Source organism: Paenibacillus sp. J2R1T-4, assembly GCF_059692235.1.
The window spans coordinates 396,144-410,852 of sequence record NZ_JCAUBA010000003.1; the positions used below are offsets into that span (position 1 = coordinate 396,144).

Annotated in this window: 11 protein-coding genes; 1 reads left to right on the top strand and 10 read right to left on the bottom strand. The window is 47.9% G+C overall.

The annotated features are described in order from the left end of the window. Window positions 1-197 precede the first annotated feature (197 nt). The 8 genes from AC58QD_RS08525 to AC58QD_RS08560 all read right to left on the bottom strand — a co-directional run bounded on the left by AC58QD_RS08525 (window position 198) and on the right by AC58QD_RS08560 (window position 12,125). Window positions 198-3,794 carry an exo-alpha-sialidase gene (locus AC58QD_RS08525; protein ID WP_497332031.1) on the bottom strand — a complete coding sequence of 1,199 codons (3,597 nt, stop codon included), beginning with the start codon at window positions 3,792-3,794 and terminating at the stop codon, window positions 198-200. Next, window positions 3,791-3,982 (bottom strand): hypothetical protein, encoded by a 192-nt coding sequence (locus AC58QD_RS08530; RefSeq protein ID WP_497332033.1) that lies wholly within the window; start codon window positions 3,980-3,982, stop codon window positions 3,791-3,793. Before AC58QD_RS08530 ends, AC58QD_RS08525 begins: the two co-directional genes overlap by 4 nt. A gap of 116 nt (window positions 3,983-4,098) precedes the next feature. Continuing rightward, window positions 4,099-4,812: an SGNH/GDSL hydrolase family protein gene (locus AC58QD_RS08535; protein ID WP_497332035.1), complete on the bottom strand. Its 714-nt coding sequence runs from the start codon at window positions 4,810-4,812 to the stop codon at window positions 4,099-4,101. A 107-nt stretch (window positions 4,813-4,919) separates the two neighbouring features. After that, entirely contained in the window at window positions 4,920-6,017 is a 1,098-nt protein-coding gene (locus AC58QD_RS08540) for a sialidase family protein (RefSeq protein WP_497332036.1), read from the bottom strand. A 15-nt stretch (window positions 6,018-6,032) separates the two neighbouring features. Next, complete coding sequence (locus AC58QD_RS08545) at window positions 6,033-6,923, bottom strand: carbohydrate ABC transporter permease (protein WP_497332038.1); 891 nt, start codon at window positions 6,921-6,923, stop codon at window positions 6,033-6,035. A 15-nt stretch (window positions 6,924-6,938) separates the two neighbouring features. Then, a complete protein-coding gene (locus tag AC58QD_RS08550) occupies window positions 6,939-7,865 on the bottom strand; it encodes an ABC transporter permease (RefSeq protein WP_497332040.1) in 927 nt (308 codons plus the stop codon). 106 nt (window positions 7,866-7,971) lie between these two features. After that, window positions 7,972-9,528 (bottom strand): extracellular solute-binding protein, encoded by a 1,557-nt coding sequence (locus AC58QD_RS08555; RefSeq protein WP_497332042.1) that lies wholly within the window; start codon window positions 9,526-9,528, stop codon window positions 7,972-7,974. Window positions 9,529-9,755: 227 nt separating this feature from the next. Beyond that, on the bottom strand, window positions 9,756-12,125 hold the full coding sequence (locus tag AC58QD_RS08560; protein WP_497332044.1) for a helix-turn-helix domain-containing protein: 2,370 nt from the start codon (window positions 12,123-12,125) through the stop codon (window positions 9,756-9,758). Window positions 12,126-12,302: 177 nt separating this feature from the next. Between AC58QD_RS08560 and AC58QD_RS08565 the strand changes: the two genes are divergently transcribed. Next, window positions 12,303-12,956, top strand: a complete 654-nt coding sequence (locus AC58QD_RS08565) for a FadR/GntR family transcriptional regulator (protein WP_497332046.1) — start codon at window positions 12,303-12,305, stop codon at window positions 12,954-12,956. On the opposite strand, the gene AC58QD_RS08570 is transcribed toward AC58QD_RS08565, so the two are convergent. Further along, window positions 12,953-13,891: an aldo/keto reductase gene (locus tag AC58QD_RS08570; protein ID WP_497332180.1), complete on the bottom strand. Its 939-nt coding sequence runs from the start codon at window positions 13,889-13,891 to the stop codon at window positions 12,953-12,955. The two genes, AC58QD_RS08565 and AC58QD_RS08570, sit on opposite strands and share 4 nt — an antisense overlap. Before the next feature lie 2 nt (window positions 13,892-13,893). Further along, the gene (locus AC58QD_RS08575) at window positions 13,894-14,694 is read right to left on the bottom strand and encodes an SDR family NAD(P)-dependent oxidoreductase (protein ID WP_497332047.1); all 801 of its coding nucleotides are present in this window, start codon (window positions 14,692-14,694) and stop codon (window positions 13,894-13,896) included. Window positions 14,695-14,709: the final 15 nt, after the last annotated feature.

Below are 14,709 nucleotides of genomic sequence, written 5' to 3' on the forward strand. Positions count from 1 at the left end.
TTTTTAAGATCAGCTGTAAGATTAGAAGACCAACCTCCTCCTCTCCTTATGTATAACTAGTAGGATGGTCTGACCAAGTTGTCGTAAGATAATGAATTTTATTGATAGTGAGATGCAAATGTAGATGATGGTTCGACCAGATGATAAGTATAGAATAATCGGTTCACCTGATTGTTGTCAATATCTTTTTAAAGCGGTTACAACTTGCCTAAGCCATCATGAGGAATGGTTACTGTTGCAACAGCGGTTGTTTCATTCCCTGCTTGGTCGATTGCTGCATAAACGATTGTATAGACACGTCCTTCTCCCTTACCTGATCTCTCAGCACGCACACTGAAAGACACGTCCTCCGTACCGAATAAGGCGTCTTGGATATCGTTGGACTGATTCCCGTCACCTAAGCCATTATCAGTCTCATTACTGGTAATCGAACGTAATACAACGGAGTCAATCCCAGAAAGTCCATCGCTATAACTCAATGTTGCATGAATGGGTACTAACTTATGATTGGGTACTTTAATGGTACTGACATCCAGTGTTAACGATAATATTGGCGCTGTCTTGTCGATTTGGATTGTCGTCTCGTTTACGTCCTCCACATTTCCGGCACTGTCAATACTGCGATACTCTACCTTATTCATCCCATCCGTTGTAAGGACGAACTCTTGGTCGTATACGGACCATTCCCCTCCGTTGATCCGGTATTCCGTTCTAGTTACGCCCGGAACGTTATCGTAGGTAGCAAGAGTAACCGTCACATCTCTGGAGTACCAACCGCCAGAACCATTCGGTCCGGCAGGACTTAAGGCTGCAATCGTACTTGGTGCCGTGAAATCTGCCCATTGTTCACTCCCGATCGCTCCTACTATTGGCAACCCGGCTTCCGTATCCTGAATAATTAAATTGTCGATATATACGTCCGTTCCTGTTGCTGCGGTACTCGCAGAAGCAATATTGAAATGCGTGATCAGATTGCCATCCAAATAATTTTCTACGGTCCCTTTAAAGGAGCCATCCACCCAGACGCCGATTTGCTTGGCCGCCACATCGAAATGGAGCTCAATATCATGCCAGGTTCCAGTTGTAATATCGGTCTGTACCGGAAGCTCTACCCGATTCCCAGCACGATTGTACACTCTCAAAGAACCGTCCGCTTCCAGCATGAACTGAAATACCGTTCCCGGCGCATTATGAAAATAAGAGTACGGCTCACGCAACGAGAAGCTGAACAAATCACTCAGATTAGACGCATATAGGCTGAACTTGACCGTCCCTTTTCGGATTCCCGGGAACAATCGGCTGCCTGCAGTCAGACTCGTTGTATTATTGTCGAGCAGTCTCAATGAGCTGGCTCCGCTTTTGGACTGATTGGTGCTGGTTGATATCGAACCTCCCAATTCCCACCAATAGTCATTTTTCAATTCCGAGTATTCAAAATCGTCGGAAACACCATGCGATCGATACAAGTAACGGTTAAAGTCTTCGATCAACAGGGTTGTTGCTGTTGACCAATTCGATCCCCACCAACCGAATAAATACGTATCCGGATCTACCTCAACCAAGGACGGTTGGGTCACCAATTGTTTGGCAGGATTAACCGCGGATTGAGACAGACGTGTTCTTCCCAATAGATCCCGCATCGCATTCCATGTGTTTGTTTCATCTTTGCTATAAGCCAGCGTAAACGGATTACGCAAATAACTGGTTCCCCCAAAGGTGTTATTCCCTGGCCACAGCAGCAAAATATCATTATTGCTATGACGCTTCAAGACCGACATCGTATTGGATGAGAATACAGGGGCATCTGTCGGAACCGACCAGGTTCTGCCGTTATCCGTTGATGTGGCTTGTGCCAACTTGAACTTATTAGGAACCTGCTGACGCATATACATCGTTAGAGATCCATCTGCCAGCTGCACGATCGACGGTTCCGATAGTCCCGCTTCGCTTCCGCTCGAGCTTACGGCTAACTGGCTCACGCTTTTGGTCCATGTGTTGCCTTTATCCGTCGAAATCAGCACGCTGACCGCAAAGGAACCATCCGGAGCTTTCACATAGACGAACGGAAATATCCAGTCTCCGTTAACAAGCTCAATCGGATTCGTGTATGTGACATTGTAATTGATAGGATAAGTGGTTCCATTGTACACGAGAGTTCCTGTGTTTATTTTGACCGGTTGTGCAAAAGTGCGTCCATGATCCGTCGAAACGGTATAGTATAAATCGTTGCGGCATGCGTTTCCTGCCGTCAAGCAATTGGTCGTTGTGTATCCATAATACGAGTAGAAGAATAAGACTACTTTCCCGGTCGCAGGGTCGACGAACAAGCTTGCCGGCTCATCCCGGCCCGCATCGTTCAAGTTCACAATTTGGGTTTGGGCTGTCCACGTACGGCCGCCGTCCGAGGAATACTTGGCATAGATGCCGCTGGTTGTTGAGCTTACCCTATTCGCGACCATCATGATGTCGCCATTGGCTAATTTCTCGGGTTTTGCATTATCCCTGAACTCAGGAGTATTATGCTCCATCAATGTTTTATTCCCATACTCCACTTGAAGAGCTTCCTGTCCGGCACCGACGAATTCCGCAGATGCATTGCCGTAGTAGAAGTTAATCGTTGAAATGCCTGGACTCAGCGTCGGGATGTTGACATAAAAGCCGTTATCGTCCATGTAATAAGCCAGCTCACGGTTCGCTCCATCGACAAACCGAACGTCCCTGAAGTCCCGTTGCAGCTTTCCGGCAGCCTGTAAGGCAGCTGTATCCAAAGCGGTTTTGGTAATATACACGGATCGGTCTAACATCTGGGAGGTACTGGCGTTAGAAACCTGTACCGACTTTTGATACAGCCACGTCCCTCCGCCCGACGCAGTCCATTCCCCTACCGGTCGGTTCGATATATAGATCATGTTTTGTAAATTAGTATTGGAAAAGGTGAACGAGGTATCGTCAATATGGTTATGAACTTTGACATAACGTCCTGATGTATTCATGTTATACAGGATGATCCGATTATTCAGCTTGAGAAAATTCCAATCGGAGACTTTCGTGTAGCTTTGGTTGTCATTGCTTACGTAAACGGATAAATCCGTTTTTTCTACACGTGAAGGGCCTTGATTCTCCACCAATTCAATTGTATTGAATGGTTGGGAGGAGCCAAGATCAATACCTAGGCTTCGGTAATTATAATCCAATGCTGCTGCAACAACGGTTCCCCAGCTGCCTATCGGCATTGTTGCGGGGTTGAGGTCTTGATTGACAAAACCGATAGTTCCCGGAATTGAGGACGATCGCGGTGTAACTTGACGTACTTCAAGCATGTACTGCAAATTGGACTGAGTAAGCCAAGTCCCCGAAGCACCGGCATCGGTAAAATGAGAGTGGACTTTAACGAAGCGCGCACTTGCTGAGAAATCCTGGAGGATGATAGCAGTGCCTGCTTTCCAAAAGCTCCATCCGCTTAATTGGGTGTAAGTAACGTTGTCGTTGCTTATATAGACCGAAATATTAGCGCTTGAATTAACACGGTTGGTGCTATTCTCGTCATGGAGTCTAATCTCGTTGAAGGTACGGGATACCCCGAGGTCGATCCCGATACTCCGATTGAAGAAATCAAAGTACGCACCGCCCGAATGGCCAAAATTGGCCAACTTACCGCTTAGAGGAGCGCTGTCATTGTTTAGATACCCCACGCTCCCCGCCCACTCGGCAGCATGGGCAGTCGATCCGACAGATGAAATAGGCATAAGCCCTGCAAAAAGAAAGAAGATGAGCATAAGATAAATTTTTTTCATATTACCATCCCTTCTTGAGATCCTAGTTTAGTCATTCCGGAGTCCATTACTTCATGGTTGTAATCACAATCCTTTTTGACTTTTTCTATCCTCTTTTTTGAATCGATATTCGTCTCTCCTCTCCACTGCTCCAGATATGGAATTTTTCTGGAAGCGTTCTCATTTCGGTCAATGTTGATCTGAACCAACGTAATGCTCCACGAAATCTTGGAGGCGGGAACATCCAGCCTCCAATTTGAAATATGTAATATGGTTAGACCATATGACCGATGCAACTATAATTTAACAATCAAGCGATTCGTTGTCAACCCTTATTATCCGTGACGTTGGATGCTGAGTTAAAGATAGATTGTTTCATGCAATGGAGAATAATATCATGTCCAGGCTGAAGAAGATGGATGGCGTCGAGGAAATAATCGGAAATCATCAACCCTCTTCGCCACTTTTCTACAATGATAGCTTCTACATCTACCAGGATCAATCGATATTGTTCGGCGAGATTCCTCAGAACGTTGTTATACTCATCAAAAAGATGGGGGTAGTGGGTATCCTGTTCGGGCTCATTCCAACCGAAAGTTTCTCCGCGGACAGAAGATACCGGACCAGATGTCCAAAGAACACATTCACAGTTTATGTTCCCAGCTTCCTCTATCATTTCTTCCATTGCTTTTCTGAAAGCTTCAATCGGCAAGCCCGCTCTCCAATCGTTGATTCCGAAGTTCAGAATAAGCAGGTCAGGTTCATATTTAGCAACCCGTTCATGGAAGGCTGTTTGTCCCGTTATGCTTTTCCAACCGCCTTGTCCTTGATTCATTAAGCTCGCTTTTGCATTTAGCGCCTCTACATAAGATTTCAGTTGGAGCGCCCAGGAACCGTATATCATCTCATGCTTATACCCTGCTGCCTTCGCCTCGATCCAACCGTCTGCGCAGCTCCCATACGTCCAGCTGTCGCCATAGGTCACGATTGTGACCTCTTCTCCCGATACTAGCTTCTCTCGCCATCCCAGCTCTTTCAACCTATTCCCCTCCATTGATAAATTGTAATCAGAAATGCAGGCACATAAAGCTGAGAGCGGATATCCGCCTCAGCTTTTATTCCTGTCTCTTTATCTTATACGATTCATCAACGAATTTCGAGACTGGATAATTCAATTTTCCTGACCTTCAGCCGGGTCAAACAAATACCGTCCTCAGCCTCACCAGCGCAATATGCCAGCAAGATGGCGTCCGTCGTAGTATGGATAGCGGTATAACAATAGCCGCCTCCGTCCTCGTCTCGCTCCACCGCGAATCTACCGCTCCATGTCCGGCCGTCATCCTTGCTGATCGCGCCGATTAGCGGTGTCCGCCCCCATGAGTGACGCTCAATCTCGCGTGTCTCGTAGTTCGGCACCGGGTTCCAGACGGCCACCAAGCTGCCGCTGCCAGGTAATCGCTTCATAGACAACGGGGAGTTAGGTGACGTGAAGCGGGATGGAACCGGCAAGCTCCACGTTTCCCCGCCGTCGATCGAGAACATCTCGTACTGACGGCCGAGGTCCGTCCGAGCCCATGCCCACAACACCCCGTTATGCAGCTCGAGAACACCAGGCTCCTGCAAACCGCTGTCGGAATGGGAAACGTACAATGCGGCGCATCCTTTGGCCTCCCGCCAAGTATATCCATCGTCGTCGGAAAGGAAAAAGTAAGTGGTGCTTCTCGAGTCCCATGACTTCCAATCCGTTCTGCTGTCACCCTTCATCTTGTGCAAGCCGCAAGGGATAATCAGACGCCCGGAAGATAATCGGACGACTCGGTCATTGTTCGTGACATAATAGCCTTGCCCAGGCACGCAGCAAACGGGATCACTCCAGGTTCGGCCTTCGTCGCTCGAGCGGCGCAGATGAAGCCTCATATCGTGCCAACCGAAACGGAGCAAATAGAAAAGTCCAATATCGCCGTTTGCCATACGAAGTAAGGATACGCTCATGATGTTCGTGGCATCATGATCCTCCGGCTGTGCGATTGTTTCTTCATCCGACCATGTATCCCCGTTGTCGGACGAATACCTGGCCACGACGCTTGCCTTCGCATTATCGTCCGCTGACTCTCCGATAAAACGGCTGTAGGCAAACAAGAGCCGTCTATCGTTTAATTCCAAAAACGCACCTTCACTATTTCTAGGATTGCCCGGCCCGGGACGCAAGTCCAGCACTAGGGTTCCCTTTTGTTCTAACTTCATATCGATTCCCTCCCATTAACCTTTTAACGAGCCGGTTAAGGCTCCTTTTACGAAATGCTTTTGCAAAAACGGATAAACGAATAAAATCGGCAGAATAGTCAGTACGATCATGGCCCCCCGCAAGCTTTGCGGCGTCGGCTTGTTCGATAACGAGCTAAGCATTTCGGCATTCAGGTCCTGGCTCGACATCGTTAACACGACCTTTCGGAGCAGCACCTGCACTGGCATCAGGTTCGGGTCATTAATGTAAATCGTCGCGTCGAACCAAGCATTCCAATGCCCGACTGCATAGAAAAGCCCAATCGTGGCAAAGGTCGGCAAGCTGAGCGGGAACACGATCCGAAGCAGTATTGTCAGCGGAGAAGCGCCATCGATCGTCGCAGATTCAATTAGACTCTCCGGCACTTGCGAGAAGAAATTTTTCATAATCAACATATTCCATGCACTGATGAGACCGGGCACGATCATAACCCAGAACGTATTGGTCAGGTGCATGTATTTCAGCAGCAAATATGTGGGGATTAGACCACCCCCGATTAGCATCGTAATGAAGACAAGCGTTATTAGAGCATTTCGTCCCGGCATCGTCTTGCGTGACAGCCCATAAGCGAGCATAGCCGTAAAGACAAGGTTCAGGAGCGTGCCGACAACCACCCTCAGTATCGTAATCCCGTACGCTTGGTACAAAGAAGACCCTTCGGACAACAGCACCTTGTATGCGGAGATATCCAGCTTTTCCGGGATCAGGATGAAGCTGCCTCGACGAATTAGCTCGTTCTCCCCAACGAGAGAGGTAGAAACGATGATAAGTAATGGGACGAGAAAAACAAGCGACAGAGTTGTGAGAAACGTATAATTGACCGTTTGAAAAACCCGTTCGCCAACAGATAACCGAATCCTGCTCATGGCTAAGCCTCCTTTCTACCAGATCCCTTCCTGATCCAGTTTCTTTGCAATGTAGTTGGTACCGAGCACAAGGATGACCCCGATCACAGATTTGAACAGCCCGACCGCCGCAGCGAAGGAGTAGTTGATCTCAACGAGTCCTTTCCGATACACGTACGTGTCAATAATGTCCGCCACCTGATAAACGGGAGGGGAGTACAGCAAATATACTTGTTCAAAGCCCGCATCGAGAATATGGCCAACCGACAGGATGAATAAAATGACTATGATATGACTGATTCCGGGCAGTGTAATATGCCAGATTTGACGAAGCCGACTCGCACCGTCCATTTTCGCCGCCTCGAATAGCTGCTCGTCTACGCCTGCAATTGCCGCCAAATAAATGATTGTGCCCCAACCAACCTCTTTCCAAATGCCGGATGCGACAAGCACGGAGCGAAAATAGCTGCTTTCAGTCAGAAAAGACATTTTTTCTAACCCTAGACTATGCAGCACCCCATTCACAAAGCCTCCATCCGTGCTAAGCATCACCGTTACCAGACCGGCTAGCAAAACCATAGATAAAAAGTGAGGCATATACGAAATGGTCTGCACGATCCGCTTGAAGGAGCGATTGTGCACCTCGTTAATTAGCAGAGCAAGAATGATCGGTGCCGGAAACCCGAACAGAATACGGTAGAAGCTAATCAGGAGCGTGTTGCCAAGAATATCCCAAAAATAGTAGGAGTTAATAAAATCCCTAAAGTGCTTGAGCCCAACCCATTCCGACGAGAAAATACCGTGTAATCCCTCGAACGGGGCAATATCTTTAAACGCGATGATAATACCGTAAATGGGAATATAATGAAATACGATAAAATACAAAATTCCCGGAAACACGAGAGCGTAATGCAATTTATGTTTCCTGAATAAGCTTAATGTTCGCGGGTTCATTCGGTTCATCTCCGCCTCCGCTTCAGAGTTAGCGCGAGCTCAAGAGGCGCGGTCCAGGGTCCAGAGCGCCCAATACCTACCGCGCCCGTCAAGCATCGCGCATCAGTCTTGCTGCCTACTTCCCTTTGACTCGCTTGTATTCAGCGGTATAGGTTTCGATCCATTTATCGAGTCCCGCTTTATTAAGCTCATCTATGAATTTGTCGTACTCACCGATCGGTCTTGCGCCAGTAATGAACTTGATGAGTTCCTGCTCCATCATTCGGGTAATATCACCGGCTGTCGGGATGTTGTCCTTTAATGTTTTCGAATCGAATAGGTAATCGACAGCGGCTGTACCAGCAGACTTAGAACGTTCCTTGTTCGTGATGTACTTCTGAATGTAGTCGAACTGCGGCCCGAATGAGGGGTCGTTCTTCTGATACTGCACCGTATAGGCGAACGTTCCTCCTGGCAGCAGATCGCCCATATAATCCGTATTGATGGCCTCAATGATATTTTTAGACTTGTCCGTGTACTTCCAATGTTTATCTTTAATCCCAAAAAAGACGGTCAAATAGTTTTCGAGGTCGGAGTGTACCCAGTTGATGTATTTCATTGCCGCTTCAGGATTTTGTGCGTTTTTGTTGATCATGATGCCTGAAGTGCCGACGCCTCCTATGGTTGTTACATTTCCTTTGGGTCCTTTCAGCTCTGCCGCAACCGTATATTTCTCATCCGGTACGTTATTCTTAAGCAAATACTCGTTTGCCGTGATCACCGTATTCCAAAGGGCGCCAACCGCTACACGGTTTTGCTTAACCATTTCAATCTGGCGTGTGCGGTCTGTTGAGAACGCTTCCTTGTAAATGTAGCCTTTCTTGTACCAATCAGCCATCTTGGCGATAAATTCGCGATAGCCCGGGTTTAACTGCGGCGGCTTCACCTTGCCGTCGGAGTCGACCCAGTTGCCGAAGCCGACATCCATAAAGCCTGCCGCAAGCGCGCCGTTCAAAGCGTTGAGGTCGGTTAACAGAGGGATCGTTTGACCGTTGCCGGCTGGATCCTTTTCCTTGAATGCAATTAAAATGCTTTCAAGTTCGTCGATTGTTTTTGGCATGGACAAGTTAAGCTTTTTCAACCAGTCCTCACGAACGAGCACGGTATTCCCAGCCACCGGAGGCACTGTTGGGATTGCCCAAATTTTACCGTCACCGGTTGTCAGCGCGTCCCAAGACGTTTTCCAATTCGCTTGCCACAGCTTTCTGACACTCGGTCCATATTTGTCAAGCAGCTCATTAATGGAAAGCGCTGCACCCTTCACTTGATGGGCCGCCATAGATCCCGCGAATAGATCCAACGGTTCATTCGAACCTAACAGAATGTTCAGCTTGTCGGTCTCCGAGCCTTTTGGAGGAATGATTGGGATGACTTCTACGCCTATTTTTTCTTTAATGTAATTTTGAACTTCCAGAAGCGCTTCGGGCTTTGTGGTTACGTTCGTGTTGCCCAAGTTGCCGAAATTCGCGTACAAATACACTTTTTCAAGCTTTTTTTCCTTTGCAGCGCTGGCTGTAGCAGACGGTTGAAGCGAGCTTCCGCCATCCTTTGCAGGCGATGTCGACGAGCAAGCTGCAGCAACGGACATTGTAACGGTCAGCGCGATCCCTGCTGTCATCCATTTTGTCTTCATTTCGGGTAACCCTCCTATTATGGTCTCAAATTCCAAGGAAAGCGGTTTCATCTTCAATGGGGCCGGCCGGGCCTGCAGTGCACTGCTTGTGATTAATATAGCAAGCCTTCCATGACATGAATACACCGACAATGTTACCTGATCCCCTTAATGATGACATCGGGATCGATCAAAAGGTAAAAAGTAATAGTTAAGGTATAAATCAAAAGAACCGGGTATCCTTCTACTCAAGAAGAAAGTCTTCTCGATTGTCGGTATTCCCCTGGTGTCATGCCAGTATGCTCCTTGAACAACCGGATGAAATAGTCCGTTTTCTGGTATCCGACCTGTTCCCCTATTTCCTTAACTTTATAATTGCTTTCAAGTAGTAGCGCTTTGCCTTTTTCCATACGCATTCGGGTTAAAAATTCAGTAAAGGGCTCCCCTGTCTGCTCCTTAAAAATACGGCTTAAATACGACGGATTGAGCTGCAGCCGCTCTGCTATCGCCGTTAGTGAAACTGGCTGTCCGAGCGCGCTCACCATCATCTCAATCGCTTGATCGACATGTCTTGTGTATTTCTCCCGAAATGCGTTGGCGAATTGGTTAGCCAGCTTGCCAATGACTGCATTAAACCAAGTAATCGCTTCTTGCCAATCATTTTTCTGAAGCAGTATACCGTAGAGATTGCTTTTCTCTTCCAGAAGCTGGTTCAAATCGAGCCGCATCCGCCCCGTTGTAGCAATAATACTTCCGAGAAGCTGCATAAAAGCATGCTGCACCTGACGATAATGTATGGTCCCTTGCTGAGCGCGAACGTCTTGGACCCACGCCGCAAACACCCGGTGCGCTTCTTCGGATTTTCCGTTGACAACATAGTTCATTAATGACTCCTCTTTCTCCTTCGGGTAAACGAGCAACGGAGTACCTGCAAGCCGGACGTCCTCAATATAGATTACTTCACCGCGTCCTGCGATTATACGATAACGCAATGCTTCCAAGGCCTCCTCATAGGTCTCGCCAAGCCTTGAAATTTCTGTGCATGGTCGGCCAATGCCAATCGTTCCGCGTACTCCGATACAATCTTCGATTTCACAAATCGCCTTTTCTGCCACGCTGAACAGCGTCGGCAAATCGAGCGCTCCTCCATTCACGATTGCGATGAATAACCCCTCTGCCACCTCAGTTACAACCCGCGGCCATTCAGCTGGCAGCGCCCTTAAGATTGCATCTGTAACCAGCAGCTTGTTGAGCCCTGCAAGTTCGGAATCCGCTTGTTTATCCTTGTCCTCCTCAAGCGATACGGCCAACAAAAGCAAGTTCTCTGATTGAATTCCAATTCCCAGATAGTGCAGCCGTTCTCGGATAAGATCCGGACTATATCTATTCTTGCGCAGCAGTGATCGAACAAAGGTTTCTTTGTAAGCAGGCATGCTTTCCTTAAGCCGGTTCGTCAAGCTTTCCCGATCTTCAAATGCCTTTTCCAGACTGGTGCGGATCAACTGCCATTCACCTGGGATTCGCCCTGCACTGTCTCTCGAGCCTAATGCGCCGTCTTTAATAGTAATGAATTGCAGCAAGCGAACCAGCGGTGCGTATATATTCCTTGCGGTGAGCAGAGCAAGAAGGCCGGCAGCAACGACAAGCAGCATCGAAATGAGAATCGTCAGCCCCTTGATGTAAGATACACTCCGATACAGCTTATCGAGCGGAGTCGCCGTTACGAACGTCCAACCAAGCAAATCGGATCTCATCCCGTTGACTAGCATTTGTTTGCCTCCATATTCGCCTTCGAAGGAGGGATGACCGCCAGCCAGGACGAACTCCTGCTGCAAAATACGACTAAAGCCGATTTCCTCATTTTTCACGTTTGATCTGTCATGCAGCATGAGTCGACCACTGGAGGAGAGAACAAAAAATGCATTTTCCGCCCGGCTTTCCAGGTTGTTTGCGATATTTCCATAAACGGTGTCAGCATCGAGATTAATGACGAGGAAATTACCGTCGACCGAAGTACGGTAAACAAGCGGAATGATGGTAACCGTTTGTCCATCCTTCTGCATGGAGCTGCGAATATCCATGATAATCGGGAAATGTACATCTTTCTTAGGGTAACTGTTCCATTCTTTATCATAAAATTCTTCAGGTGTGTATTGAAGGAGATCCGAAGTCATGATCAATTGCTTGGTATTGTCGTAGTAATAAACAGAGGATATGAATTCGTTGGAAAGCTTAAGGGTCCGCAAATTTTGGAAGACTTGCTTTTTGCCGAGCAAATAGCTTTGCAGACTTGGCAAGTCTTCCTCCATCAATTCCCCGGTTAATGTTTCAAAGTACAAACCGCGCGGGAACTGCTCAAACCGTTCAGTGGCGGTCCCTTCCATAGCGAGTTGGCTGAAGCTGCGAGTAATTTGTTTGATGATCAATTCGACAGCGTTGACGGTTTGTACCAAATAATTTGTATTCGCCTGAAGCAGTTCCCGCTGCATCGTTGTTTTAGCGTTCTGATAAAAAACAATGCCAGCTACAATAATCGGCAGCAAGGAAAGGAGCAGCGTGAAGGTAATTATTTTGTAATAAAATTGGCTTTTACCCGTCGTCAAAGGAATACCGCGCATAGTCCACCTCCAAATAATAAAAGCGCTTTCAAAATTCAGATGTGTTTGTCAGTCCTAGAGATCCCTAAATAATTCCATCCTTTGTTGACTATTCGGTAAGAACAAGATATTATCTAGAGGTCAGACCACTTATTCATAAGTAGCCCCCATACCTAATTATAACAGGAGTTAATGACTATGAAAGCAATCGAACAAACGGAACGTTACACGTTGAGTCAATTAGTCGTGCAAAATCTTAAACAATATATACTGGAGCAAGAGATGGTGCAAGGTGACCGCCTGCCGGCGGAACGGGAGCTATCCCGCATTATGAATGTAAGCCGCGCTATCCTGCGCGAAGCGCTGCGTTCGTTGGAAAGCTCTGGAATCGTGGAAATTCGCCATGGAGAAGGAACATTCGTCTCTAACCGTTATATGAATCCTATGTTGGAATCATTGTCCTTCGCTATGCGGATGAAAGGAACGAGCAGCCGGGAAATAACCGAAATCCGCTATCTGCTGGAAGCGGCCGCACTAGATGCCGCGGTGGAACATGCCGACCCGCACATGTTCGGCGAACTGGAGCAGTTGACCAAGACCGCTGCAGACAGCGGACTCAGCGATGAAGAGCGTATGGCGGCCCATGCCGCGCTTCATCTGGCTATTATCCGGTGCACTGGAAATGAATCGTTCATTCGTCTGGCTGAATTGTTCGTCATGCAGACACCAGAGATCGCTAACCGTTCTGATTCACACCAATTCGAGGAAGAACATCGTCGTTACATAGATGCCTTACGCAGGAAAGATGTAGTAACCGCAAAGCAAATTCTCAAGTCGCAGCTGTTGCGTTAAGTCCACATCGAAGGGGATATCAGCAGTTTCGGGATATCAATGAAAGTGTTCTCTACCTTCCACCGTGTGGCTTCCGACAGCATCGGACCATTCAGAAGGGCTAAATTGGCCTCAATCTGTTCTTGCGTCTCTGCCCCTATCACCAGACAGTGAATACCGACAAGATCTCTCACATAAGAGACCGCCAACTGAGAGATCGATACCCCCTCTTCGAAGGCGATCTTCCGAAGACGTTCCAGCCGGTCTCCCGCTGCTTCACGCAGAGAGCCCGGCAGCGTCCCGTCCGTATGAAAGAATAGCCCCTGTAGAAATACGCTTCGTGCCACAACAACCTTACCGTTTCTGTTGAAGGCTTCCATCGCTCCGCATTTAATAATTCGTCGGTCGAACAAATTGGCGGGGACCTGTACAAACTCATAAATGTCATGCTTGAGATAATCCGAGCAGTATCCGTACTGTTCATCTGGAGAAGCTCCGAGCGACAACCCTCCTCGCTGGATTAATCCGTTAAGCTGGAGACTCTTCATGATGCGGGTTATAGCATCTCCATATCGAAGCAGCATGGCCGGGTCGTGTATCATAAGTGCGGGAAGGGTCTGGAGCTGCAATCGATTCAAGATCGCTTCCGTCCGTTCCGTCATCTGCGCCTCAAGCTCCGACTCTGAAGAGAGGTCAAGATCAACCTTGATCTTCGATACGATGAAAGGCTTTTCTTTTTCCTGGAAAAAAGCCCCTAGCTTAAGCTCTGCATCTCCATAATCAAGTGCCGTGTCGTAACAATTGATGCCAGCCTGTACGGATTGCTCCAACAAAGCGGTTGCATCGACCCGATCAGTCTGACTATGAATCCCATACCCCGCAATTCCCAACTGGACCGTGCCCAGCATAAATTTGGATAATGTCATCCCGTTCACTTGACTATAAACCGGTTGCACTCCTACCAATTGCTCCAACCTCCATCCAATACGAGATTATGTCCGGTCACATAGCTTGACGCTGCAGAGGCGAAGTATACTATGGCTCCTTTGATGTCAGAATCATTAGCCATTCGTCCTAACGGCGTTCGTTCTATATATTTGTTCAGGAATTGTTCGGATTGTATCTCATTGTCTGTCCCTAATGGGTTGTAACCGCCGGGACTGATGCAATTCACACGGATATTGTCTTTCCCGTAGTAATTGGCCATCCATTTGGTCATGCCTACCAGGCCCCACTTGGCATAGGTATACTCGATCCCGCTAGTCATACCCGTATCCCCGTAGACTGGAAAATGCGGACCGAGAATGCCCTGAATGGACGAAATATTGATGATATTCCCTTTCTGGCGCTCCCGCATCTTCGGAATGACCGCTTTATTCAGCAGCATCACACCTAGTCCATTGACTTGCTGAGCTTGCAGCCAACCTGCTGCGGTCGTCTTTTCCAGGTCATTCAGCCCTACACGGGACACGGAGTTGTTAACCAGAATATCGATTCGTCCATATATGTCCATAATCTGAGAGATGAACACTTCGATGCTGTGTTCATCTGCCAAATCTAACTGCATTCCTTTTGCAGACAAACCTCGCTCCCGAAGTTCTAGCGCTACCCGTTCGCAGTTGTCCAAATTCCTGGAAGCCACAATGACCGTGGCACCGGCTTCGCATAGCGCTTCGCAAATGTGAACCCCGTAAAGTCCAGCCCCTCCGGTTACAATCGCAATCTGACCTTCTATTCGAAACATGTCCAACACGTTCATGGCGACTCCTTTCTT

Excerpts from the sequence above, each read along its gene's own strand:
- AC58QD_RS08525 (WP_497332031.1), bottom strand. The coding sequence starts at position 3,794 with ATGAAAAAAATTTATCTTATGCTCATCTTCTTTCTTTTTGCAGGGCTT.
- AC58QD_RS08540 (WP_497332036.1), bottom strand. The coding sequence starts at position 6,017 with ATGAAGTTAGAACAAAAGGGAACCCTAGTGCTGGACTTGCGTCCCGGG.
- AC58QD_RS08545 (WP_497332038.1), bottom strand. The coding sequence starts at position 6,923 with ATGAGCAGGATTCGGTTATCTGTTGGCGAACGGGTTTTTCAAACGGTC.
- AC58QD_RS08550 (WP_497332040.1), bottom strand. The coding sequence starts at position 7,865 with ATGAACCGAATGAACCCGCGAACATTAAGCTTATTCAGGAAACATAAA.
- AC58QD_RS08555 (WP_497332042.1), bottom strand. The coding sequence starts at position 9,528 with ATGAAGACAAAATGGATGACAGCAGGGATCGCGCTGACCGTTACAATG.
- AC58QD_RS08560 (WP_497332044.1), bottom strand. The coding sequence starts at position 12,125 with ATGCGCGGTATTCCTTTGACGACGGGTAAAAGCCAATTTTATTACAAA.
- AC58QD_RS08565 (WP_497332046.1), top strand. The coding sequence starts at position 12,303 with ATGAAAGCAATCGAACAAACGGAACGTTACACGTTGAGTCAATTAGTC.
- AC58QD_RS08575 (WP_497332047.1), bottom strand. The coding sequence starts at position 14,694 with ATGAACGTGTTGGACATGTTTCGAATAGAAGGTCAGATTGCGATTGTA.